The sequence below is a fragment of the Melghirimyces thermohalophilus genome (assembly GCF_900102685.1).
Lineage (GTDB): Bacteria > Bacillota > Bacilli > Thermoactinomycetales > DSM-45169 > Melghirimyces > Melghirimyces thermohalophilus.
Map to the genome: position 1 here is coordinate 16,127 of NZ_FMZA01000022.1, position 22,435 is coordinate 38,561.

The 22,435-nt window shown below is 52.3% G+C and carries 23 protein-coding genes and 1 pseudogene; 16 read left to right on the plus strand and 8 right to left on the minus strand.

Annotation, left to right across the window (positions count from 1 at the left end; translation table 11 throughout):
- Positions 1 to 104 precede the first annotated feature (104 nt).
- The 3 genes from BLP91_RS14310 to BLP91_RS14320 all read left to right on the plus strand — a co-directional run bounded on the left by BLP91_RS14310 (position 105) and on the right by BLP91_RS14320 (position 4,016).
- Positions 105 to 1,157: a VOC family protein gene (locus BLP91_RS14310; RefSeq protein ID WP_091572553.1), complete on the plus strand. Its 1,053-nt coding sequence runs from the start codon at positions 105 to 107 to the stop codon at positions 1,155 to 1,157.
- A 472-nt stretch (positions 1,158 to 1,629) separates the two neighbouring features.
- Entirely contained in the window at positions 1,630 to 2,181 is a 552-nt protein-coding gene (locus BLP91_RS14315; protein ID WP_245662285.1) for a GNAT family N-acetyltransferase, read from the plus strand.
- Between the two features lie 140 nt (positions 2,182 to 2,321).
- Positions 2,322 to 4,016, plus strand: a complete 1,695-nt coding sequence (locus BLP91_RS14320) for an alkaline phosphatase D family protein (protein WP_425412235.1) — start codon at positions 2,322 to 2,324, stop codon at positions 4,014 to 4,016.
- Between the two features lie 122 nt (positions 4,017 to 4,138).
- Here BLP91_RS14320 and BLP91_RS16830 read toward each other — a convergent pair whose 3' ends face one another.
- The 4 genes from BLP91_RS16830 to BLP91_RS14340 form a co-directional block, all read right to left on the minus strand.
- Positions 4,139 to 4,285 carry a hypothetical protein gene (locus BLP91_RS16830; protein ID WP_176758009.1) on the minus strand — a complete coding sequence of 49 codons (147 nt, stop codon included), beginning with the start codon at positions 4,283 to 4,285 and terminating at the stop codon, positions 4,139 to 4,141.
- Between the two features lie 196 nt (positions 4,286 to 4,481).
- Positions 4,482 to 5,342: a formyltetrahydrofolate deformylase gene (purU, locus tag BLP91_RS14325; RefSeq protein ID WP_091572556.1), complete on the minus strand. Its 861-nt coding sequence runs from the start codon at positions 5,340 to 5,342 to the stop codon at positions 4,482 to 4,484.
- A 141-nt stretch (positions 5,343 to 5,483) separates the two neighbouring features.
- Entirely contained in the window at positions 5,484 to 6,944 is a 1,461-nt protein-coding gene (locus BLP91_RS14330) for a catalase (protein WP_091572558.1), read from the minus strand.
- 365 nt (positions 6,945 to 7,309) lie between these two features.
- Positions 7,310 to 8,371: a tartrate dehydrogenase gene (locus BLP91_RS14340; RefSeq protein ID WP_091572565.1), complete on the minus strand. Its 1,062-nt coding sequence runs from the start codon at positions 8,369 to 8,371 to the stop codon at positions 7,310 to 7,312.
- 209 nt (positions 8,372 to 8,580) lie between these two features.
- Between BLP91_RS14340 and BLP91_RS14345 the strand changes: the two genes are divergently transcribed.
- Positions 8,581 to 8,772 (plus strand): PspC domain-containing protein, encoded by a 192-nt coding sequence (locus BLP91_RS14345; protein WP_091572568.1) that lies wholly within the window; start codon positions 8,581 to 8,583, stop codon positions 8,770 to 8,772.
- Positions 8,773 to 8,876: 104 nt separating this feature from the next.
- Here BLP91_RS14345 and BLP91_RS14350 read toward each other — a convergent pair whose 3' ends face one another.
- The gene (locus BLP91_RS14350; protein ID WP_091572571.1) at positions 8,877 to 9,380 is read right to left on the minus strand and encodes a hypothetical protein; all 504 of its coding nucleotides are present in this window, start codon (positions 9,378 to 9,380) and stop codon (positions 8,877 to 8,879) included.
- 191 nt (positions 9,381 to 9,571) lie between these two features.
- Between BLP91_RS14350 and BLP91_RS14355 the strand changes: the two genes are divergently transcribed.
- The 5 genes from BLP91_RS14355 to BLP91_RS14375 all read left to right on the plus strand — a co-directional run bounded on the left by BLP91_RS14355 (position 9,572) and on the right by BLP91_RS14375 (position 13,404).
- The gene (locus tag BLP91_RS14355; protein ID WP_091572575.1) at positions 9,572 to 10,261 is read left to right on the plus strand and encodes a DUF3891 family protein; all 690 of its coding nucleotides are present in this window, start codon (positions 9,572 to 9,574) and stop codon (positions 10,259 to 10,261) included.
- A 581-nt stretch (positions 10,262 to 10,842) separates the two neighbouring features.
- The gene (locus tag BLP91_RS14360) at positions 10,843 to 11,520 is read left to right on the plus strand and encodes an HAD family hydrolase (protein WP_091572578.1); all 678 of its coding nucleotides are present in this window, start codon (positions 10,843 to 10,845) and stop codon (positions 11,518 to 11,520) included.
- Positions 11,520 to 11,906, plus strand: coding sequence for a VOC family protein (locus BLP91_RS14365; RefSeq protein ID WP_091572580.1), 387 nt, complete (start codon positions 11,520 to 11,522; stop codon positions 11,904 to 11,906). The genes BLP91_RS14360 and BLP91_RS14365 overlap by 1 nt, the downstream gene beginning before the upstream one ends.
- An 86-nt stretch (positions 11,907 to 11,992) precedes the next feature.
- The gene (locus tag BLP91_RS14370) at positions 11,993 to 12,904 is read left to right on the plus strand and encodes a TIGR01777 family oxidoreductase (RefSeq protein WP_091572583.1); all 912 of its coding nucleotides are present in this window, start codon (positions 11,993 to 11,995) and stop codon (positions 12,902 to 12,904) included.
- 29 nt (positions 12,905 to 12,933) lie between these two features.
- A complete protein-coding gene (locus BLP91_RS14375) occupies positions 12,934 to 13,404 on the plus strand; it encodes a TspO/MBR family protein (RefSeq protein WP_091572586.1) in 471 nt (156 codons plus the stop codon).
- A gap of 67 nt (positions 13,405 to 13,471) precedes the next feature.
- Here BLP91_RS14375 and BLP91_RS14380 read toward each other — a convergent pair whose 3' ends face one another.
- Positions 13,472 to 13,705: a hypothetical protein gene (locus BLP91_RS14380; protein ID WP_143003566.1), complete on the minus strand. Its 234-nt coding sequence runs from the start codon at positions 13,703 to 13,705 to the stop codon at positions 13,472 to 13,474.
- A 231-nt stretch (positions 13,706 to 13,936) separates the two neighbouring features.
- On the opposite strand from BLP91_RS14380, the gene BLP91_RS14385 reads away from it, so the two are divergent.
- The 4 genes from BLP91_RS14385 (at position 13,937) to BLP91_RS16835 (ending at position 15,591) form a co-directional block, all read left to right on the plus strand.
- Positions 13,937 to 14,371, plus strand: coding sequence for a GNAT family N-acetyltransferase (locus BLP91_RS14385; RefSeq protein ID WP_091572591.1), 435 nt, complete (start codon positions 13,937 to 13,939; stop codon positions 14,369 to 14,371).
- A 113-nt stretch (positions 14,372 to 14,484) separates the two neighbouring features.
- Entirely contained in the window at positions 14,485 to 14,712 is a 228-nt protein-coding gene (locus tag BLP91_RS14390) for a DUF3179 domain-containing (seleno)protein (protein ID WP_091572594.1), read from the plus strand.
- A gap of 3 nt (positions 14,713 to 14,715) precedes the next feature.
- Complete coding sequence (locus tag BLP91_RS14395) at positions 14,716 to 15,360, plus strand: DUF3179 domain-containing (seleno)protein (RefSeq protein WP_342670312.1); 645 nt, start codon at positions 14,716 to 14,718, stop codon at positions 15,358 to 15,360.
- 84 nt (positions 15,361 to 15,444) lie between these two features.
- Positions 15,445 to 15,591: a hypothetical protein gene (locus BLP91_RS16835; RefSeq protein WP_176758011.1), complete on the plus strand. Its 147-nt coding sequence runs from the start codon at positions 15,445 to 15,447 to the stop codon at positions 15,589 to 15,591.
- A 169-nt stretch (positions 15,592 to 15,760) separates the two neighbouring features.
- On the opposite strand, the gene BLP91_RS14400 is transcribed toward BLP91_RS16835, so the two are convergent.
- A complete protein-coding gene (locus tag BLP91_RS14400; RefSeq protein ID WP_245662286.1) occupies positions 15,761 to 17,377 on the minus strand; it encodes a M14 family metallopeptidase in 1,617 nt (538 codons plus the stop codon).
- A 246-nt stretch (positions 17,378 to 17,623) separates the two neighbouring features.
- Here BLP91_RS14400 and BLP91_RS14405 point away from each other — a divergent pair, with 246 nt between their 5' ends.
- The gene (locus BLP91_RS14405) at positions 17,624 to 18,595 is read left to right on the plus strand and encodes an LLM class flavin-dependent oxidoreductase (RefSeq protein ID WP_425412236.1); all 972 of its coding nucleotides are present in this window, start codon (positions 17,624 to 17,626) and stop codon (positions 18,593 to 18,595) included.
- 415 nt (positions 18,596 to 19,010) lie between these two features.
- Here BLP91_RS14405 and BLP91_RS17580 read toward each other — a convergent pair.
- Positions 19,011 to 19,310 (minus strand): annotated as a pseudogene (locus BLP91_RS17580) (phosphoheptose isomerase family protein); the annotation flags it as partial.
- 199 nt (positions 19,311 to 19,509) lie between these two features.
- On the opposite strand from BLP91_RS17580, the gene BLP91_RS14415 reads away from it, so the two are divergent.
- Both BLP91_RS14415 and BLP91_RS14420 read left to right on the plus strand, forming a co-directional pair.
- The gene (locus BLP91_RS14415) at positions 19,510 to 19,881 is read left to right on the plus strand and encodes an iron chaperone (RefSeq protein WP_091572605.1); all 372 of its coding nucleotides are present in this window, start codon (positions 19,510 to 19,512) and stop codon (positions 19,879 to 19,881) included.
- 395 nt (positions 19,882 to 20,276) lie between these two features.
- Complete coding sequence (locus BLP91_RS14420) at positions 20,277 to 22,421, plus strand: BglG family transcription antiterminator (RefSeq protein ID WP_091572607.1); 2,145 nt, start codon at positions 20,277 to 20,279, stop codon at positions 22,419 to 22,421.
- Positions 22,422 to 22,435: the final 14 nt, after the last annotated feature.

Here is a 22,435-nt window from a genome sequence, read left to right on the forward strand (position 1 = left end):
TGCTTGATGGTTAGCACTTTGATACATTAATTTCGATTCAAACAGGACCCTCTGAGGGTTGATGTAAACGATTCGGGATTCATATGGCAAAGGAGATGTCGCTGGTGAGTGGCAGGATGACGTTAAATGTGTTGCGCGTCACCGATCTGAATAAATCCTTAACCTTTTACCGGGACAAGTTGGGTTTTGAAGTAGATTGGGAGGACCCTGCCTTGCATTCCCTTCGTCTGCGGTCACCGGATGGTCAATCCATTTTCCTGACGACAGACCCTGAATTAGATGTGCAGGCGATGTATGCGCCGCAAGCAACGGAGTCGGAGTCCTTCCCGACTGATGATCCGGTCCCGGTACCGGAAGAAGTGGAAGATGATGCTCCGATTTTGGATGGACAGGGGAAAACCGAGGACAACGAGGTGGAACGCTCTGAAGCGGAGCCAGTGGACCCACTGGCGGAAGAAGGGCAGCCCACTGCAGAGTCGGAAGCGTTTTCCTCAAAACCAGAATATGAAGTTCGGGAAGTGAGCAAGGAAGAGGGGCTTCAGTTTCCGGGGGAAGACTTGGAGGTGTTCCAAGAACGGCTGGAGGCCTTCGGAATTTACGATCTATTGCTGGAAGAGACCCCTGGGGTGGAGCAGGTACTCAAGATGCGAGATCCGGACGATTACCTGATATCTCTTAGGGAAGAGCTGCGCATGAGCGATGAAGAAGTGTTGGAACTCTACCGAAAAGGTCCGGATCTCCTGGAAGGGGCTATTCTGGGACTGGAAGAGGAAGATTTGGATTGGGAGACCGCGGAAGGGCTTACGATCCGTCAGATGATCCTGCAGATAGTCGATTTCGATCTGGAAATGATGCAACGAGTCAAATGGGCGCTGGCCGAAAACGGACGGTCCTATAAGATTCCGTTGTTTGATCCCGATGAATGGGGGGAGCGCCTCCATTACACACAGCGGACCATTCATGTGGAAGTGAATCTGTTTCGGATGCTGCGGGAGCACCTTTTAAACCAGCTCTATGTCGTTGCTGATGGCATGGGACATTACCTGGTATCCGATCAGGGCGAAGTGGAAGTTCGCACTATGATTCAAGTCGCGGCGGAGACTGTCCGTGAACAGATCCAGATCATCATGGAGGCAAGGCGTCACTACGGAAAATAATCTTTTTTAGGTAAAAAAGCATGGACCAGACTGCGGCAGCCGGACCATGCTTTTTGTTTAACCCATTTTTCAGATTCATTATACAATTTGATATGCAATTCAAGAGAAGAGGTGAGATCGTCGTGAGATGGATGGGGGCCCAGCGGAGCCCCCTGGGTGTCATCACCGTGATTACATCGAGCATCTGCCGGGTGTGAAGCAGTGAAGAATGCCACCGGTATATAAAAGGGCGTTGTGGACTGCGGGGGTGCAGGATCACAATGCTTTCTTGTGTTAAAAGGCTTTCAGAAGTTTGAATAAGACTCGGAGGCCGCCAGGTTGTTCATCGTATATAATACATAGGAGGATCAGTATTACCACCACAACCAGAGCCATTCGCATATAAGGTTTGCGCCAAACTTTTTTCATTTCATCTACCTCCAACCCTTGTCTTCGGACGGCATGGATCGATGGAGAAGGGAGATTCCCGGGTATGAACAAAAAAATGATGGGCGACCGGCTGTATCTGCGCAGGCCGGAGCTGGACGATGCGGCGGCGTTTTTAACCCTTCGCAGCAACAACCGAAGCTTTCTCCGCCCCTATGAGCCCCACCATCCGGAGAGAACCTACACCCTGGAGGGGCAACAGGCGTCCATTCGAAGAATCATTCACCAGTGGGAGCAGGGGACGGGGTTTGCCACTGGGATTTTCCTTCATCACAGCGATCAGCTGATCGGCCGGGTCCATCTCAGCAATGTAACCCGAGGCGCCTGGCAGAATTGCACCATCGGATATTTCCTCGACCAGGAGTGTCAGGGAAAGGGATATATGACCGAAGCCGTTCGACTTGCGGTCTCCTTCGCCTTCCGGGAGGCCGGGTTGCACCGGGTGGAAGCTTCCGTTCTTCCCGCCAACATTCCGTCCATCCGGGTGTTGGAAAAGGTGGGTTTCCGCTACATCGGCTTGTCACGGGCCCACTTGAAAATCGATGGGGCTTGGCGCGATCATCTTCTCTATTCTCTCACATCGGAAATGGAGGTTTAACGTGTCCAGCCTTCCCCTCTCTTAACATCTTCTCAACCCTTCTTTCTGGGAAAGATTATTTTTCATTAAAGTGAGATTAAACTTGGAATTCCATAATACCAGAGGTGAGGATGTTTTCAGAAGGAAGTGGGGGATGATCGGTGAGTGGAAAAGATTGGGGGAAGATGGATCGACGGGCGTTTTTGCGAGAGACCGGTCGCTTGGCGATGATGGCGGCGGGAGCAGCCATCGCTGGCACGGTGCCCTCCCGAGAGGTGGAGGCGGCTCCGGTCTTCAGCAAGTATCCCTTTACCCTGGGCGTCGCCTCAGGCGATCCGCTGCCGGAGGGTGTGGTGTTGTGGACGCGTCTGGCACCGGAGCCCTTAAAGGGGGGCGGCCTGCCAGCCCGGGATTACCCTGTCCAGTGGGAAATGGCTACAGACCGGGATTTTACCGAGATCGTGCGCCAGGGGACAGCTGTTGCCCGAGCCGATCTGGGTCATTCCGTCCATGTGGAAGTGGATGGCTTGAAGCCGGGGCAAACCTATTACTACCGGTTTTACGCTGGCGGTCAAAAGAGCCCCATCGGAAGAACCAAGACCGCACCGGCGGCGGGGGCTTCTTTGGACTCCTTTACCTTTGCCTTTGCTTCCTGCCAACAATACGAGCACGGTTATTACACCGCCTATCGTCATATGGCCCGGGAAGAGCTGGATTTGGTGATCCATCTGGGAGATTACATATACGAATATGGGCCGGATGAATACGTGGCCAAGTCGGGCAATGTTCGACAGCACAACAGCCCGGAGATCACCACGCTGGAAGGTTATCGGAATCGCTACGCCCAATATCGCTTGGACAAGGATTTGCAGGCCGCCCATGCCGCCTTTCCCTGGGTGGTCACCTGGGACGACCACGAGGTGGAAAACAACTACGCCGACCATATCCCGGAAAAGGGTCAGGATCCGGAAGCCTTTATCCAACGGCGTGCAGCGGCCTACCAAGCCTATTACGAGCATATGCCCCTGCGCCGTTCTTCTTTGCCCCAGGGGCCGGACATGCAGCTATATCGTCGCTTGACCTTCGGGGATCTCGTGCAGTTTCACGTATTGGACACCCGTCAGTACCGGGACAATCAAGCCAATGGGGATGGTTTCAAAGAACCTAATGACGAGTCTCTCGATCCAAATCGGACGCTGCTGGGGAAGGAGCAGGAGGAGTGGCTTGTCAGCGGGTTAAAAAATTCTCCCACTCGTTGGAATGTATTGGCCCAACAGATTTTCTTCGCGGAGATGGATATCCAGCCCGGCCCGGGAAAAAAGTTAAACATGGATGCCTGGGATGGCTATGCTGCATCGCGCAACCGACTGCTGAAGTTGTTTGCTGGGGGCAGGATTTCTAACCCGGTGGTCATCACCGGGGATGTCCATGCCAACTGGGCCAATGACCTGAAAGCCGACTTCGACGATCCGGATTCACCGATCGTCGGTGCCGAATTTGTGGGCACTTCGATCACCTCTGGCGGGAACGGTTCCGATCTGCGGGAGGAAACCCCGTCCATTCTGGAAGAGAATCCCCACATCCGTTTCTTTAACGACTACCGGGGGTATGTCCGCTGTACCGTCACCCCCGATCGCTGGCAGACGGATTACCGGGTGCTCCCTTATGTCAACCAACCGGGTGCCCGCTTATATACTCGAGCCTCCTTCGTTCTGGAAAGTGGAAAACCCGGTATGAAACAGGTGGTAGACCAACCGGTTCCCGGCGGCCAAGCTCGCTCCACCGATGTGGAAATCGGCCGCTTCCAGGCCCAGGATAAAGCCCATGCCCGCCGTCTGGAAAAGAGCAACCGGTGATGTAGGTTCCGCCCCCTCATGAAAGAGGGGGCTTTTGCTGTTTTTTCCATGGCCATTACATTCACCGTCGACCGTCCTGCGAACGTTGGGGCTGATGACACTCAATTCCAGAAGCCTGTGTTTCAGTTTACCACTGCTTGATCATCGAGATGAAAGCGCCGGGTCAACTCGTCGTGGAACCATTTTAACGTGGTCGGATTGACGGAGTAGTCATGCCGCTTTCCCTGCTTCCGCTCGTACCAGGTGATTGATCCTGCCAGTGATCTCACCGCCCTCATTCAGCGTAAAGTTGAGCGCGGTTCATCCAGATCGAATTTCGCATAGCCGGGGTGTACTTTCGTCGGCTCTTCTCCAAACAGATGGCGGTAAAATCGAATGGAAGCATCCAATTGATGTGTCAACATTCCAAAAGGGGGAGGAAATAAAAGTGGAGAGGCGAGTCGCGTCGCCTCTCCACTTCGACAGTCAGGATAATATTACTGTCTTATGGCCGTTGAGGAAAATCTGGTCATTGAGATGCCAGCGGATCGCCCGGGCCAGCACCACCCGCTCCAAATCGCGGCCGATCCGTTTCAGGTCCGCTACCTGAAAACGGTGGTCGACACGATAGACATCTTGTTCGATGATCGGACCTTCGTCCAGTTCTTCGGTCACATAGTGAGCGGTGCCTCCGATCAGTTTCACACCGCGGTCGAAAGCTTGCTGATAAGGTTTGCTGCCGATAAAGGCAGGCAGGAAGGAGTGGTGAATATTGATCATTCGGTTTTTATAACGCTCGATGATCCGGGAAGGCATGATCTGCATGTACCGGGCCAACACCACGGTATCCACCTTTCCCTCCATCAGTTCCAGGTGCTTCTCTTCCGCCTCCAACCGCGTATCCTTGGAGACGGGCACGTGGTGGTAGGGGATATCGAAGGACTCTGCGATCGGTCGCATATCCGGGTGGTTGCTGATCACCATGGCGATATCGGCATTCAGCTCTCCGGTGCGCCAGCGAATCAACAAGTCTTGGAGACAGTGGTCCTCCTTGGAGACAAAGATAGCCAACCGCTGTCGTCGGTCGGCGGAAACCATCTTCCACTCCATGGAAAATTGCTGAGCGGTCGTTTGAAAGCCTTCCTGCAATTCCGGAAGCCGCTCTGTCAATTGTTCCAGTTCAAATTCAAAGCGAGCGAAGAGGGTCCCTTGATTCGGATCGGTCGAATACTGATCCAATTTGGTGATGTTGGCGTTGTGGTCGTACAGGTATTTTGAGACCGTTGCGATCACCCCGGGTCGGTCCGGACATGTGATCAGAACACGGCCTGTGTTGGAATGTGACATACGTTATTCACCCTAACCTATAGAAGTTGCAGCCTTTCCTATTCTAACCCAAAACATTGATCAGGTCTTTCCCTTATTTTAAATAATAAAGCCGATTCCCCCTTTCAGGGAAATCGGCTTTTTGGTGAAACCCAAATGTGGTTACTTGACACCGGCCGGGACCGACAGGCCTAACAGTTCAGCCACTCTTTCGCCAAATTCCGGGTCGGCTTTATAGAAGTGACCGATCTGACGCAGCTTGATTTCGTCGCTTTCCACCGGGCGCATATGATCGGCGAAGTTTTTCACCAGCCGTGCTCTTTCGTCTTCGCTCATCAAGCGATAGAGATCCCCCGGTTGGGTATAGTGGTCATCGGAATTATAGGCGACGCTGTCAGCTTCACCGTAGACCTCGAAGGCGGCCGCTTTCTTGGCGGCATCCTCCACCGGGCCGTTCAGGCTGTTCGGTTCATAGTTGGGGGCACCGCCGCCGTTGCCGTTCACCGTCATGTAACCGTCGCGCTGGTAGCTGTTGACCTCCACTTTCGGACGGTTGACCGGGATCTGTTGATGGTTGACCCCGAGTCGATAACGATGGGTATCTCCGTAGCTGAAGATACGGCCCTGCAGCATTTTGTCCGGGGAGGGCTCGATGCCGGGGACGAGGTTTCCGGGGGTAAAGGCGGATTGTTCCACTTCCGCAAAATGGTTTTCCGGGTTACGGTTCAGCACCATCTTGCCAACTTCAATCCGCGGATAATCCTTCTTGGAAACCGTCTTCGTCACGTCGAACAGGTCCCATTTGTAGGTTTTATAGTCTTCGTAAGGAATGATCTGCACATACAGCGTCCAGGAAGGATAGTTGCCTTCTTCAATGGCATTGAACAGATCCTGCCGGTGGTAATCCGGCTGTTCACCGGCTAGTTTGGCGGCCAGATCGGTGTCGAGACCTTTGACCCCTTGATCGCTGATGAAGTGATACTTCACCCAGAATTGTTCCCCTTCAGCGTTCACCCATTTAAAGGTGTGGCTGCCGTAACCGTTCATGTGACGGTAGGTGGCCGGAATGCCCCGGTCCCCGTGCAGGTAGGTGATTTGGTGCAGGGATTCAGGGGAATTGGACCAGAAATCCCAAACCATGTTGGGGTCTTTGAGACCGGTTTTCGGATGACGCTTCTGTGTATGAATGAAATCAGGGAATTTGATCGCGTCCCGAACGAAGAAGATCGGGGTGTTGTTACCCACCAGGTCGTAGTTTCCCTCATTGGTATAAAACTTCAAGGCGAAGCCCCGGGGGTCACGAACGGTATCGGCGGAGCCCAACTCACCGGCAACGGTGGAGAAGCGGGCAAACATCTCGGTCCGCTTTCCTTTTTCGCTCAGGAAATCAGCTTTGGTGTATTTGGAAATTTCATCGTTGGTGACTTCAAAATATCCGTAAGCGCCGGTACCCTTCGCGTGCACCACACGCTCCGGAATGCGTTCTCTATTAAAATGAGCCAGTTTTTCAAGCAGATGGAAGTCCTGGATCAACACCGGACCACGGGATCCGGCCGTGATCGAGTTTTGGTTATCCCCTACCGGAATACCCGCGCCTGTGGTCAGGGTTTTTCTGTTACTCAATGAAATCCCCTCTCTTTTCATGATTTATAGTCTAAGTTAATTATAATACAACTCAACTGAAAATCAATGTTAACTTACAACCATTATAATTTGCTATTAATCTGACAAGTCAGTATGCGGGAAATCGGTTAATCTATTTCGATGGTGAGGGATGGATGTTTGATAGGGAGTCTTTCGATTTATTGCAGGTGTGATCGATGGTTTCTTTCTCACGTTCGACTCGTGTCTTCAATCGGCAGCAAAGATCCAATGTTAAGAAAAAATGCATGGGAACGGACAAGCTGATCCTATCTATCAAAAGTGTAAAGAAAGGATCCTTTGCCAGTTTGTGGGGCAAGGATCCTTCCATCTCTGATCTCGATATTTCACTGTTTCGCTTGTAGCCTTGCGATCACCTCATCGGTGACCTCTTTTGTCGTTGACTGTCCGCCTACATCCGGTGTTAAAAAACCATCCTTCAATACGCTTTCAACAACATCCAACAACACCTCGCCCAGCTCTTCCTCGCCAAAATGATCCAACATCATTTTGGCTGTCCAAATTTGGCCGATCGGATTGGCGATCCCCTGACCGACAATGTCCGGGGCAGAACCATGCACTGGTTCAAACATGGAGGGATACTTCCCATTCACATTGATGTTGGCTGCCGGAGCAATACCGACGCTCCCCATAATCGCTGCCCCAATATCTGTTAAAATATCGCCAAACAAGTTGCTACCGACAATCACATCAAATTGCTCCGGGCGGGTAACGAAAAAAGCGGCCAGAGCGTCGATGTGTTGCGATTCGGTTTTCACATTCGGGTAATCCTTTGCTACATCTTCAAAAACTTCGTCCCAAAAAGGCATCGAATGATAAATACCGTTGGATTTGGTGGCACTGGTCACATGCCGATTCCGCTTTTTCGCCAACTCAAAGGCAAAACGTATCGCCCGCTCCGTTCCCTTTCGGGAAAAGACACCATTTTGGATGGCAATTTCATCTTCCCCTTGATAGATTCTGCCCCCGATGGAGCTGTACTCTCCCTCGCTGTTTTCCCTAACGACGATCAAGTCGAAATCTTTTGGGTTGGCCAGGGGGGACTTCACACCATGAAACATCTTGGCCGGCCGGAGGTTAATCACCTGTTCAAATTCACGCCGAATCTTGATCAACAATCCCCACAGGGAAATATGATCGGGAACCAATTTTTTATTGCCCACTGCTCCCAGAAAAATCGCATCATAGGGTTTCAGTGTTTCGAGGCCGTCTTCCGGCATCATTGATCCATTTTCTAAATAATAGTGGCAGTCCCACGGGAAGTCGGTAAACTCAAATCTCAGACCACCGTGGATCTCGGCCAACACTTCCAGCACATGTTTAGCAGCTGGGACCACTTCTTTGCCGATTCCATCTCCTGGTATCGAAGCGATATTGAATACTTTCAACGGAGTGCCCTCCCATCCGGATCAGTATATAGATTACAGTGACCGCATCGTATCAAGCCCATGCTAGCAGGTGAAAAGAGTTGAGGCAAATTTATCTATTGGGAATACTATGGAAAGGGCACAACATTCGAAATGGGGGTTAAAAGGAGGAGAGGACGGATAAATATTATGTAGAGGCCATGATGCCACGATCATAAAGGGGGAGAACTGTGAAAAAAATCTATCGCAGTCGTTCCGATAAAAAACTTGCCGGCGTGTGTGCGGGGCTTGCCCGGACGTTGGGGATTGGCCCTTTGTGGGTTCGTTTGGGAACGCTCCTGCTGTTGATCTTTACCGGCTTTTTCCCCGTCGGGTTGGTCTATATCTTGCTGATATGGCTTCTCCCGAAAGAACCGACGTAAAACGGCCCCTGTAATGAAACCCGCCTGATCCCGAATGGGAATGAGGCGGGTTTTCCGTCCAGACAAAAACCTCCGGAGAGACCGGAGGTGTTCATCCCATAATGTCACCGTCGGTCACGATCGCGGTCGCGATCGTGGTCGCGATCACGGTCGGGGCGGTAAGGCGGTCGGTAGGGCGGTTGATAGGGCGGTCGGTAGGGCGGATAGTGAGGCTGACGGTAGTAGGGTGGATAGGACGGGGGGTAGCTCGGCGGAAAGTAGGGTGGATAGCTGGGTGGATAATAGGGCGGATAAGTGGGTGGGTAGTAGTAGCGGAACTGACTGGTGTCCATTCCGCCGCCGTCTCCTGGATAGAATGATGTCTGGGCATAGGGGGGATGGGTGTAAGTGTAAGTAAAAGCATAGGGGTCCCACCCCCACCCCCCGTAATATGTCTGTTGCGGGTCACCTCCCTCTGGACTGTAGCCGTATTGGTTGACAGTCGGCTGGTTCCAGTCGTATCCGTAGGGATAAGATGGTCTGAATTCCCCCTGGTTTTCCTGTTCCCGGCCCAAGGTTTCGGCTTCCGGCTGGTTTTTCTCCCGCTCGTTTTTTCGTTGATCGGACAACCTGGCTCTCCTCCCTTTCACCTGTTTAGGCTTACATCAAAAATGTATGTGAGATCGAGCGTTTTTTGTTTGTCCAGGACAATTTTAATCATGAAACGGAAGGCCAATCTTAAAGGGTTTTTTCTTTTCAGTGTAAAACAGTATCTATTAGATCCACCCCAGGGTATCTGTTAGAAGAAGGAGTGGCCTGAATGATGATTGTCAGGGAACAGCAAGATCGGTATGTTTTGATCCGTCAGCACGATCATGCCTGGATCTCCGGCGATTTTGCCGATCATTGGAAAGTGATGCCGCCTCCCTCGACCCGAATCGGGATCCGTTATCACGATGTGGGGTGGGAAAGATTGGACGACGAGGTGAAGTGGAATCCGGAGACGGGTCAGCCTTATTCCTTTGTGGACTTTCCGATCAAAGAAAAGATCCCCGCTTATACCGCGGGGGTCGATGAGGTGGAAGCGATGGACGCCTTTGCCGCTTGTCTCTGCAGCATGCATTACGTCTCCTTTTTCAGCGGCCGAAGGGATGCGGAATCCCTCCGATTTATAAAAGATGAACAGGAGCGGCAACGTCGGCTGATGGACGAGATGGACCGGGAGAAACGGAGCCGTTTGGAAGAGGATCTCCGTTTATTAAAGCTGTGTGATGATCTGTCCCTCTTCATTTGCCTCAACGAGCCAGGAGTGAACCACCATCCCTGGTACCGGGAAGGATTCCGTTACGGTGATCGTCACTTGCGACCGGTGTGGGAGGCGCCGGATAAGCTGCGGATCGAACCGACTCCCTTTCGCACCTCCTTTGAAGTGACGGTGCCTTACCGGTTGGTGGACCGTACTGGCTGCTCTGTAGCGGAGGGTCGTCAGCAAATCCGCATAGGAAGATGAGCTGCGGTTTCTTTTCCTCCGATGGGGAGAGTAGGATATACTGGGGATAAGGGACCCGTCGGCCTCGGGTGTCTCTTCCGGAAATGTTTATCTTATATTGAAAGGGAGACGGTCGTGTACCCCCGAAGAGACCTTTTGCACCACAGGCACTACAAACAGAGTGGGCTTACGCCCGGTGAATATAGGATGCACCACAGGCACTACAAACAGAGTGGGCTTACGCCCGGTGAATATAGGATGCACCACAGGCACTACAAACAGGGCGGGCTTACGCCCTGAAACATGGGTTGCTACCCGGCCCAGCGGAGAATCAGTATGCAAGGGCGTTTAGAGGCAACTCTCATCTTCGAATTCACTTACCAAAGGGCGCCCGAAGCAGGATGAATTCGGAGCGGACCATCCTCCCATCTATGCCGGTTGGCATAGCGAGACCGGAAACGGAGTGACCTGAGAGACTTGTGCCCTATGGGTGCAACAGAACGTGGCACGATCTCCCCCAGATAGCGTGACTAAGTGGCACAAGGTTATCTGAAGAGGCACTAGTCGGAGGAGCCGTCGGAAAGAAAGGGTGGAGGAATCGGATGATCCGAGCGGTGATTTTTGATTTTGACGGATTGATTTTGGATACGGAATCGGCGGAATTTCGCACGTTTGTGGAGATGTATCGATCATACGGCGCGGAATTGCCGGTAGAATCCTGGGCCCGGGTAGTCGGCAGTTCCGACAGCGATTTTGATCCCTATGCCTATTTGGAAAGCTGTGTCGGACAAAAGTTAAACCGGGAAGATCTGCACCGAAAGCGCAAACAGCGCCATCTCGCCTATATCGAGGAGGAGGAGGTGCTTCCCGGCGTGGTGGAGGTGTTGGAGCAGGCCCGCCAGTTGGGGTGGGGGATCGGCTTGGCCTCCAGTTCTGATCGCCAATGGGTGGAAGAATACCTGAACCGTTTTCATCTCCGAGAGTATTTCACATGTATTCGCACCCGGGAGGATGTGAAGCGGACGAAGCCGGATCCAGCCTTGTATCTGCAGGCCGCAGAATGCCTGGGTGTGGACCCGGCGGAAGCGGTGGCGCTGGAGGATTCGCCGAACGGCGCCGTCGCTGCCAAGCGGGCGGGGTTGAAATGTATTGTCGTGCCCAATTCCGTCACCCAGCATTTTTCCTTCGGAGAGATCGATTTGCGTCTCGATTCTTTGGCGGAACTGGATTTACAGACATGGTCGGAAGGGTTGGCGGAGAAATCCCAGGGGGAAGTCTGATGAAGGTGACTGGTTTTAATCATGTGACCATCCGTGTATCTGATCTGGAAACGTCCCTCGACTTTTACCGGGATGTTTTAGGCATGGAATTGGTCCACCGAGGACGGATCGATGCTTATCTGGAATGGGGAAATGCCTGGGTCTGTTTGGTTGAGCGGGAAGGTGAAGACGGAGAAGCGACTCTGGGAGTGGATCATGTGGCTTTTTCCATCGAGGAGGAGGACTTTGACGAGGCGGTGGAGATACTCAGAAATCACCGCGTTTCCGTTATTCGGGGACCGGAGGCGCGGGGTGGCGGCCGGGTGATCAACTTTCTCGACCCCGATCATACCCAGCTGGAGTTGAACACCGGCAATCTGCATGATCGGATGAAGGTTTGGGTGTAATTCCTCGAATCGCAGCATTCCGCTTTTTCGCAGCATTCCGCTTTTCGCATCGGAGTGACGGTGATACCGTCGGGAGGAGGATCAGCATGCGAATTGCGATGACAGGTTCCACAGGACTGATCGGCAGCCGGTTGGTACGCCATCTGACCCAATCCGGTTGCAAGGTGACCCGGATTGTCCGCGGACCCACTCCGGAAGGGGTGAACACGCGTGTCCTCCGCTGGCAGCCCGATTGCGGTTGGATCGATCGTGACCGCCTGGAGGGGCATGATGTCATCATTCATCTGGCGGGAGAAAATATTGCTGCCGGCCGCTGGACAAACAGGAGGAAGCAGCGGATTCTCTATAGTCGGAGGGAGGGGACCCGGCTGCTCTGTGAAGCCCTCGCGGGGTTGAAGCATCCCCCGCAGACGCTGTTGTCCGCCTCTGCCGTCGGATATTACGGGAACAAGGCCTCTGGGCAAACGGTGACGGAGGCTGATTCGGCGGGAGAGGGTTTTCTCGCACAGGTGAGCCGGGAGTGGGAGCAATCGACGCTTCCGGCACAGGAGGCCGGTATCCGGGTGGTTCAGCTTCGTTTTGGCATGGTGTTGAGCCGGGAAGGAGGAGCGTTGGCCGCGATGTTACCGGTATTTCGGTTGGGCATAGGCGGCCGACTCGGAAGGGGCGATCAGATGATGAGTTGGATCGCTCTCGATGAGATCCCTTCCGCAGTAGATTTTATTCTGAAGGAGGAACACTTATCCGGGCCGATCAATATGGTGGCTCCCCATTGTGTAACCAATAGGGAGTTCACCCGCGCTCTGGGTCGTGTGCTCCGACGTCCCACCCTCTTCGCCCTTCCCGCTCCCGTGGCCCGTCTGGCTCTGGGAGAGATGGCAGAGTCCTTGTTGCTAAAAGGCTGTCCAGTGGTTCCACAGCGGCTAACCGATGCGGGGTACCGGTTTCGGTGGCCTGATTTGGAAGCAGCGCTCCGCCATCAGTTGAAAGCGGAGTAGATGCTGAATAGAAGAAGGGGGGTGGGGGCATGAAGCCGAAGTGGCTCTCATTGACCATCTTTTTTGCCCTGTGTTTTGTCTTGGCGGGATGGGGAGGATTGATGGCAGAAACCGGACCGGGATCTTGGTATGACGGGTTGCAAAAGCCGCGCTTCTCCCCGCCAGCGTGGATATTTGGTCCGGCGTGGTCCTTACTCTATATCCTGATCGGGGTCTCCGGTTGGCTCGTCTGGCGGGGAAGAGATGTGACCGAACGGAGGATCGCCCTTCTGTTTTGGGGAGTACAGCTTTTGCTTCATCTGATCTGGTTTCTGCTGTTTTTTGCCTTTCACCTGCCAGGTACCGCTCTCTTGGAAAGTTTACTCCTGTGGTTTTTTATCGGGGCGTTTATTATCGCCGCAGTCAAAGTGAGCCGTCGAGCGGCTCTGCTGTTTCTCCCGTATTGGGCCTGGATCACACTGATCGCCTTTTTCAATCTCAACATCTGGTGGCTCAACTGAAGTTTTCTTTTAAAAAACCCCCTCCGCGGCTGCATCGCCGGGTAAGGGGGTTGGGGTCCTCTACCTGCTACTCGATAAACAATGTTAATCGCGACGGATTGTGGGGGTCAGCCCACAGATTGATCACCGGATAGGCGGTCCCGTCCTCGTCTTCAAACTCGATGTAGAGCTCCTTGCGGGAAAAGGCGTCGTTGATCGCTGCTCTCTGAGGGGCTTCAAGGTGATATAGTTCCATGCTGCGCCCCATCCCCGGCAGTGCTGTCGGATTGAGCAACTGACGGGGTAGCTTGATCATTTTCATTGGTGAAAACTCCTTTTTATCTTGATTGTTTTCGATGCTTTGGAAAGTCCCTTCCCTATTTCCTCCGCCCTTAATCCCGATTCCGGAATAACCCGCAAAAAAGAGACGATCTTCTTCCATCGCGATAGACCTGAATCAACATGAAAAGAGCCTGCTATGCTGAAATTGCACCTCTGATGCCTGAGGATTTTGATCCATTTGATCCGTTAGACGGATTCGCCGGAATGTTTAATGCAGTGTGCGGGACCCCTTCCTCTCGATGAAGAACAACTGGCACGTCATCTTCAGGGGAACGGTGGGGAAGAGCCGGAGCGGATTAATTTTAAGGCTATCGATACCGACACCGGGGAGATGATGGTCCATATCGAGTGGAACCGGATCGATTGGAACAATGGCTCCACCACCTTGTCCCGGGTCCTTCCCGCAGAAGTGAAGGGTTGGGAACGGCGATGGTTTCGTGAGGCAGTTCGTTATACCTTTGACCCTCTTCATCTTCACCTCCTCGACCTGTATGTGTTCGACTTCAATCATTCTGTCATTGGTGCTTATGAACGGGGCGGATTCCGGCAAGAAGGAACGCTCAGGGAAGCCTGGAAAAGGGGAGACACCTACTGGAGGTTGTGTGTGATGAGCTTGTTGGACCGGGAGTGGCGTGGATCCAGATAATGGGCATGAGGCGGAGAGGTTTTTGCGGTTTTTGGTGAAAAGGGTTTATTTTCTATGCTAAATTAAGATTATGATTCGATTATTATATAATCGTAGAGGGGAGGGAAGAAGAATTGGAATTGGACTTTAACCGGTTTTCAAAACAATCCTTTCAACCCTTTCCCGTGGAGAGTACCGAACCGCTAAAAAATGCGGTGGGTCGTCGGGAAATCAAAAAGGATGACACGGTGTTGGTGGTGGGGCGCGGCGGGGAACGCCTGGCGTTCTGGATGTACCAGATGACCTATCACCATGTGGCTCAGGGAAAGTTGGCCGGGGAGCCTTACATCGTCAACTACTGAGCGATCTGCCACAGTGGAACCAGTATGGTTCCCGTCATTAACACTGTAGAGCTTCATTTTTTCTGTATCGGGGTACATAATGGAATCGCCGTCCTCCAGGATCGGGAGACCGGCTCCTACTGGAACCACATTACCGGGGAATGTATCCACGGTCCGCTGAAGGGAAAGAAGATGGAGTCGCTCCTGTTGGGGCAGATGACCGCGGAACAAGCTCTGAAGCGTTGGCCTGACCTGGAGCTGGCCTTGTCGAAACAGACTCCCTTTCAAAAATGGGTGCTGCAGCCAGTGATGAACCTGTTCGGCCGTTTTGGCATCTATCCGCCGGGGTTCAGAAAAACCATGGTGAAGCGGGACAACCGTCTCCCGGATATGACTAGCGGCGTCGGGATTATCACCGACGAGGTGAAGAGGTTTTATCCCATCGACACCATCGTAGCCGCCGGCGGAGAAGTGCGGGATCAACTGGAAGGCCGTCCGGTCATCGTCTCTGTCGATGAGGACGGGTTTCCCGACGTCGCGTACGGCGACACCGATGATTGGGAAGATGTGCCCCAATACCTGTACACCCGATGGTACGGTTTTGCGCTCACCTTCTGGGGCTGTGATATCTTTGAGCCGAAGGCGAAGAAACAAGTTTCCGCCTCATAGGAAAAGACCGCTCTGGCGGTCTTTTTTGTTACATGGAAGGAAGCGGAGCATAAGCCGAAAAAGAGGGGAAGAGGGGGAGAGGAATTGAAAGAAAAAGTAGGGGTCTGTATCGACTGCGGAAACACGGTGTTTTGTCTGGCGGGCTTTTTGAACGGGGTGGTGTTGAAGGAGGGACGGCTGCGGTGTTTCGATTGTGATCGGGAAGCGGAAAAAAAGGACGAGTCCCGGTAGAGCTCGTCTTTATTGTCATGCGGATCAGTACCTGACGGAGTCCTAGGCGTGGATTCGTTCGTACCGCCAATAAATGCGCTTACACACGGGTCCGATTGATACGGATCGGGTGAATTCAATATAACCCCCCACCGAATCAAACGGTAGGGGGTTAAAATAGCATCGTCGCTTACCAGTCGCGTTCTTCCATATATCGATAAATCGGCAAGGTCTCCCCTTCTTTCGACGGGATGAAGCCAAAGGTGACGTAACTGTCGGTCGATTCCGGCTCCATCGCGAGCGCGGCCAAGTTGGCGGTCGGTTGGTCCATGGGGATCATCCAACTTCCTTTTGGGAGGGTGATCGTTTGCTCGATGATGTCGGTGGTCACCTCGTGCTGCGGATGGCCCTCATAGGGTTGGTCGGCGGTCTCTTTGGATGTGACGGTGTAGGTTTCCACCGGGAGGGTGGTCTCCTTTTTCAACCGCTTCACGTTGACACCGGCGTTTTTCAGTCGCTCGACGGCATCCTGCTGTTCCGGCTCAAGGAAATAAGCGGTGGGTCGCTCCCGGGTGAGGGTCGCTTCCCCGTCGCTGTGGCTGAAAAAGCGAACAGGAATCTGTTTTATTTTCGCCTCGGCGATATCCACTACCGGCAAGGTGCTGTTGGGAATCTCCTTCGCCTCGCTTTTGACGATCAGTTCGTCGTCATCTCCAGCCGTTCTCCCTTTATCAACCAGGGATTGACGGGCGTCACCGACCATTTCTTCGATCTGGTCAGCGTGAGCGGCCGCGCTTTCCAGCAAGCTCTGATGGGTGGTCACCTGGGCGCTGACCCGGCGAAGGAAGTTTTCCCGTCCGATTCCGATTCCCCGAGTTTCCACGAGAAAGGAGAGGCTCGGTTTGAGCGCCAAGTTGTTGCGACCGATGCGCGGATCGGGCCCTCCCTCGGTGATCTCCAGTTGTCCGTTCTTGTTGGCGGCCGTGTAATAATCCCCGCTGGAGAACCCTTTTTCGGTCAGCGTTTCCTTGGCGTTGGCTACCATCGTCTCATCGGCGAAGGTGCGAATCTCATCGGGGATGTTCAGGTTTTTTCCGGAGAGGATCAACAAATCATGGTACTTGAGGGCTCCTTCTTTTCCCACATCCCGGAGCAGTTTTGGATCCGGGTTATACTCGTGGGCATCGATCGTCACTTCCGGTTGCACGCGGTTGTAAAGGGAATGGAGCGCCTGTACTTCTGGGGTGTCGAACTTCATATGGTCCCGGTTGCCGTCCAGATCATCAGCCATGTGGCGCTGAAAAGCATAGGAGCCGTCGGGATTGACCCGCGGGACAACGACGACGTTGATGTGGTTTAAGAGCTTCTTCCCTTCCGCTCCTGCCAGTCTTTTTGCCGTTGCCAGCACCGCTTCGCCAGCGGCGGGTTCATTTCCGTGAATTTGCCCTTGGAGCCATACCGTCGGTTTTCCCTTGCCGCTTCCTTTTTGGTAGAAGAGAGCGGGTAGCGCCCGCCCGTCTTGGGAATGGCCAAAGATGGTCAACTTCGTCCAAGGAGTTTTTCGATCCAGCTTATGTAAGTACGCGAGCATTTCTTCCTGGCTGGTGAAGCGCTGTTTCCCGGAGGTGAAAGCCGGTGTATCAAACCGCTGGTCCGGATCCGGATAAAGTGCTTGTACCTGCTCTGTCTGAGAATAATCCTTTCCGTAATATGGAGTCTCCGGCGCCGCTTGCACGGTGGGGGTGACCAACATACTGGCTGTGACGAGTACCGTCATCCATATGAACCATCCCTTCGAGCGAATCATCAAACTCCTCCTATCTTTCAGGATATATAAAAAATATTAACGGAAATGAGAGAATTGGGCAACGATTATGCCATCCCGTATCGACCTTGTCTCCGCCCGCGCTCTCCACTCCATTTCAGTCTACGGTAGGGGTGTTCCTTTAAATAAAATGTCTGCTTCATTAATGTGGAAGGATCATTACTTTTTTGGGCTTATATGTTTCGTTGAAAAGTACAATTGGGGAGATTGGAGGAAAAGGAGTATTGGATAATGAAGTTAGGTGTTTTAGATCAAATGGCGCAACCAAAAGGTATGACTGCAGAAGAGACAGCTGCCCGAACGATGGAGATGGCTCAATATGTAGAAGAGTTAGGGTATGAACGCTATTGGTTTGCTGAACATCATGCAACGAAGGGACTCGCATCAAGTTCCCCTGAAATCATGATGGCGGCAGTCGCAGCTAAGACGGTCAAATTGAAGGTTGGCAGTGGTGGCATCCTGCTTCCACAGTATAGTGCATATAAGATAGCTACCCAGCTATCTCAATTACAAGCCCTTTTTCCCGGAAGAATAGAAGCAGGTGTCGGGCGCTCACCTGGAGGAAATGAAACGATTCGATCGTTGTTGGCCGATGGCAAGCAGGATCAATTAGCTGACTACCCCGATAAATTGAGAGACCTCATCACTTTTCTAAGTAAAGAGGGTAAAGTTCGTGCCGCACCACGAACGGAAGACGCCCCGAACTTATTCTCGTTAGGTTTGGGGGAAAACAGTGCTAAACTTGCAGCGGAACTGGGAATTGGCTATGTATACGGTCATTTCATTAAACCGAATCGAGGAAAAGAGGCCCATCAGACATATCGAGCTCATTTTAGACCCGGATATTTGGATCATCCAGATACGCGTTCTGCCATTTTCGTTATCTGTGGAGAAACGGATGAACAGGCGGAAGAGCTGGCCATTAGCCAGGATGTTTGGCTGCTGAATGTAGAAAAAGGTCTTGATAGCCGGGTCCCTAGTATCGAAGAAGCAAAAGCGAAAATCTGGAGAGTGAAGGAGATAGAACAGATACGGGAAAACCGGAAGCGGATGATCATCGGTGGACCGGGAAAAGTAAAAAATGAACTGCTTCACCTGTCTGAGCGATATCAATGTAACGATTGGCTCATTCTTACAAATATTTATGACTTCCATGAGAAGCAACAGTCGTATCGGCGGATCATGGAATTGTTTTCGTAACAAGGAAGTTATGGAAATAGATTTTTCGAGCGTTTAAGAGAACGGCTGTCCCGTTGAGGACAGCTGTACCAAAGATAGAGGAGATGGAGGAGCCGGTTCTGCAAAGAGACCTCCTGCTTACCCGCACCATATTACCGGTAATGCTCTTCAAATGAATGTGAAGGGAACAAAGCCCCCTTCAATTTCGACTTTCTCATCAGGGACAATCCGTTGTTGCTTAAAACAGCTGGCCGTTTCTAATATCGAACACGGCAAACAGACTCCCCGCCAGAAAGCGGGGTTTTTTATACAAGTCATTGGATACAACACAGATCAGTGACCGTTTAACAAAGAAATACCGGCTGATTAGCCGGTATTTCGGAATCCATCCTCGGTCTCAGGGGATTTGTATATCGGTTCGCGTAAGAGGCTGGATTTAACATAGATTCGGGATTCTTTGTTGATATTGGGATACCAAACGATGGTTGTGTTCGTCCGTTCCTTCCATATTTCCACTTAACAAGATGGGAGGAGTGATCCCCTGCTCAGCAAGGAATTGAACAGCTTCTGCAAACATCCCCTGTAAAATAGCCGATCCCAATACCGTTGAAGCCGAACCGAAGGGGACTGTCACTTGTGGGTGTTTTAAGAGCGCGTCCCCTTTGGGGACATGGTTGTCAATCACGAGATCCACACATTGATATAGTCGTTTTCCACTTTTGTGTCGAGATGTTTCCTGGGCGTAAGCCGCGTCGATCACCGACCCCTTTGCTGCAATTCGTTTAGCGGGCCGTCTGTTGCATGACGGCCGATATGTGGAAGACCGTTATGTAGAGGCGATGCTGACCGCTTATGAACAGGCAAGTGTGTTTGAACGACGAATAGGTATGAGGGATTTCTTTGAATGACATATTTTTATTTAAGGAGGAGTCAACATGGAAATTTTTGCGGAATACTTAGCGCGTATTGATAACCCGCAACATCGGGCCCGAACGGAAGAGGTTTTGAGTTGGGTATCTGAGAAATTCCCAAATTTAATGCCAGTAATGAAGTGGAATCAGCCGATGTTTACCGATCATGGCACATTTATTATCGGCTTTAGTGTAGCCAAACATCATTTGGCTGTTGCCCCTGAAAGGGCAGGGATTATTCATTTTTCTGATGAGATTGTGCAGGCTGGATATCATCATAGCCAGCAGCTATTACGTCTCCCATGGGATCGCCCGATAGATTTCTCATTACTTGAGAGAATGATCGAATATAATATTTTGGATAAGGCGGATTGTTCGACTTTTTGGCGGAAATAAAAAATAGGATGGCCTTTAGAGGTGACCTGCTGGGGGGGTGGTAAAAAGTTAGAAAGCTAAAGGGAAGCGTGATCGCAATACATTTTGGTGTTAGGCAGAGACTGACTTTTTGCCGGGTCTCGGGTATTGCGGACCGTTCCCCCGGGTTTTTTAACTTCAATTTACCGCATCTTTCCCCTTTGTCGTCGCATCTCGTTCGCGCAGACGCTCTTTCTTCCTCTCTGTGTACCTTTCCTTCTCGCCGCTAGACGGCTTTTCGTGTTGCGGGGGAATATATTCATACAATATTGCCACATTGAAAGCGGAAACATTTTACGCGTGATTCCTTTCGAATCCGCGTGATAATCTTAAAGTAAGGTTCGTTCATTCATCTTTGCAGCAATGGGGGAGCGGTGATGGAACAGACGTTGACCCCAAGGCAACGGTCCCTCGGGCGTTATTTACTGAGTCGAAAGCAATATGAAACGGTTCGGTCTCTTTCAGCTCGCTTTGATGTCAGCCCGCGAACGGTTCGCTATGATCTGGACCAGTTGGAGGACTGGTTTCAGGCCCATGAGTTGGAATTGGAACGGCGACCCCGCCGGGGCGTTAGGGTAAACGGCGTCGATTCCGCCCGTCAGTCAGCGGAGGAAGGATTGGGAGAGATTCGACCGCCGGCGGTGGTGGCCTACTCCAAAGAAGATCGGTTGCGGCACCTGATTATTTCTCTGTTGCAAAGGCCTGAAAAACTGACGGTGGATGAACTGGCTCAGGAAATCGATGTGTCCCGGGGGACATTGCTAAAAGACTTGAATGAGGCGGAAGCTTGGTTGGCCAACCATGGTGTTTCCGTGATTCGGGTGCCGGGGTTCGGCATTCGGCTGCAAACCGATGAGTTTCACTGGCGTCAAGCGGCGGCAGCTCTTATGTCGGAATCCTGGACCCACGGCGAGGTGAAGGCATACTTACGCAAGCATCGGGAAGAAGTGGGTCGCACGGAGGGTTCGATACGAGAGTGGTTGTCGAGGGAGATGATACGAGAGGTCGAATCCGTTCTCTTTCAGTGGGACAGTCCAACCATCCAAGCATTATCTGATCTGGCTTATCAAAGCCTGGTCGTCCATATCGGTCTGGCTGTCCTCCGGTTGCGTCAAGGGAACAAGATTGTGATGCCAGAGGTGGAATTGTCTGAACTCATGGGCTTACCCGAGTTTGAGGAAGCGAAACGATTGACCGCTCTCTTGGGTCGCCAGTTTGACGTGTCTATTCCGGAAGACGAAATCGGATATATCGTCCTTCATCTGTTGGGAGCCCAACGGATGCGGACGTCAGTGGACATGAAAGCTTCGCCTCCACTCGAGCATTATGTCGATTCTGTTATCCATGTGGTGTCGGAGACCCTGCAGTTGCCCCTGAGCCGGGATCCGGAGTTGCGGGAAGGTTTGATGATCCATATGAAACCGGCTATGGCCCGCATTCGGTATCATCTTTCCATCGACAATCCGGTTCTTTCCCAAGTCCGGTCCCGTTACCCCCGGGTATACGCTGCCTGCCAGAAAGCCGCCTTCCAGTTGGAAAAGGAGATCGGCGCTCCGATCCCGCCGGGTGAAATCGGCTATATGGCTATGCATGTAGGAGCGGCGGCCACCCGTCTTCACAAGAATTCAGTTACGGTGAAACGGGGGTTGTTGGTATGCGCATCAGGCGTAGGGACGGCAAAAATGTTGCAATCCCACCTGCAAAAGGAGATACCCGAAGTGTCATGGGTGGGGGTCTATTCGGTGATCGATGTGGAAGGGGCTGTCAAACAAACAGGGGCCGATTTTGCGGTCAGCACGCTGCCCTTAGACGCATCGGTTGCAGGCATCCCTGTCTTTATCCTTTCTTCCGTACCGGGGCATTGGGAACTGGAACGTTTACGTGAAGAACTTCTGCTCGGTTCAACCGGGCTTGGCCTATCTGTGGACGAGCTGGTAAAGAGAGTGGAGGAATATGCGACCATCCATGACCCTGATGGTCTGAAAAAGGCGATTCAACAATCCCTCATGCAACAGCAGCGAAAGCCACCTCCCACCTCCCATCTTTTCCAGGAAAGGACGGGTGACGACCCGATGTTGGATCAATTGCTGAAAGAAGAGACCATGATGTTGCGCCGTTCTTGCGGAGATTGGTGTGATGCTCTTCGCCAGGGTGCAGCCCCTTTGTTGAAAAGGGGAATGATCGAGGCTCGCTATGTGGATCAGATCGAGCGGAACTTGAAGGAACACGGTGCCTATATGGTGATCGCTCCAGGGATCGCGCTCCTGCATGCCCGTCCGGAGGATGGGGTCAACGCCGTGTGTATGAGTTTATTGACGCTAAAGGAGCCGGTCTGCTTCGGCCATCCGCAAAATGATCCGGTCCAAGTGGTGATCACCTTTGCCACCTTGGACAACGACATGCACTTGACGGCTTTGTCTCAACTGATGGAACTCCTCTCCGACGAACAGAGCCTGAAGAAGCTTCGGGAAGCGGAAACCAGACAGGATGCGGTTCAGGTAATCCAAAAATTTATCCCTTGAAGGAGGATGGATGT

Excerpts from the sequence above, each read along its gene's own strand:
- BLP91_RS14415 (WP_091572605.1), top strand. The coding sequence starts at position 19,510 with ATGGAAATTTTTGCGGAATACTTAGCGCGTATTGATAACCCGCAACAT.
- BLP91_RS14400 (WP_245662286.1), bottom strand. The coding sequence starts at position 17,377 with ATGATTCGCTCGAAGGGATGGTTCATATGGATGACGGTACTCGTCACA.
- BLP91_RS14380 (WP_143003566.1), bottom strand. The coding sequence starts at position 13,705 with ATGAAAATGATCAAGCTACCCCGTCAGTTGCTCAATCCGACAGCACTG.
- purU (WP_091572556.1), bottom strand. The coding sequence starts at position 5,342 with ATGTCACATTCCAACACAGGCCGTGTTCTGATCACATGTCCGGACCGA.
- BLP91_RS14365 (WP_091572580.1), top strand. The coding sequence starts at position 11,520 with ATGAAGGTGACTGGTTTTAATCATGTGACCATCCGTGTATCTGATCTG.
- BLP91_RS14385 (WP_091572591.1), top strand. The coding sequence starts at position 13,937 with ATGCAGTGTGCGGGACCCCTTCCTCTCGATGAAGAACAACTGGCACGT.
- BLP91_RS14360 (WP_091572578.1), top strand. The coding sequence starts at position 10,843 with ATGATCCGAGCGGTGATTTTTGATTTTGACGGATTGATTTTGGATACG.
- BLP91_RS14315 (WP_245662285.1), top strand. The coding sequence starts at position 1,630 with ATGAACAAAAAAATGATGGGCGACCGGCTGTATCTGCGCAGGCCGGAG.
- BLP91_RS14355 (WP_091572575.1), top strand. The coding sequence starts at position 9,572 with ATGATGATTGTCAGGGAACAGCAAGATCGGTATGTTTTGATCCGTCAG.
- BLP91_RS14375 (WP_091572586.1), top strand. The coding sequence starts at position 12,934 with ATGAAGCCGAAGTGGCTCTCATTGACCATCTTTTTTGCCCTGTGTTTT.
- BLP91_RS14420 (WP_091572607.1), top strand. The coding sequence starts at position 20,277 with ATGGAACAGACGTTGACCCCAAGGCAACGGTCCCTCGGGCGTTATTTA.
- BLP91_RS14370 (WP_091572583.1), top strand. The coding sequence starts at position 11,993 with ATGCGAATTGCGATGACAGGTTCCACAGGACTGATCGGCAGCCGGTTG.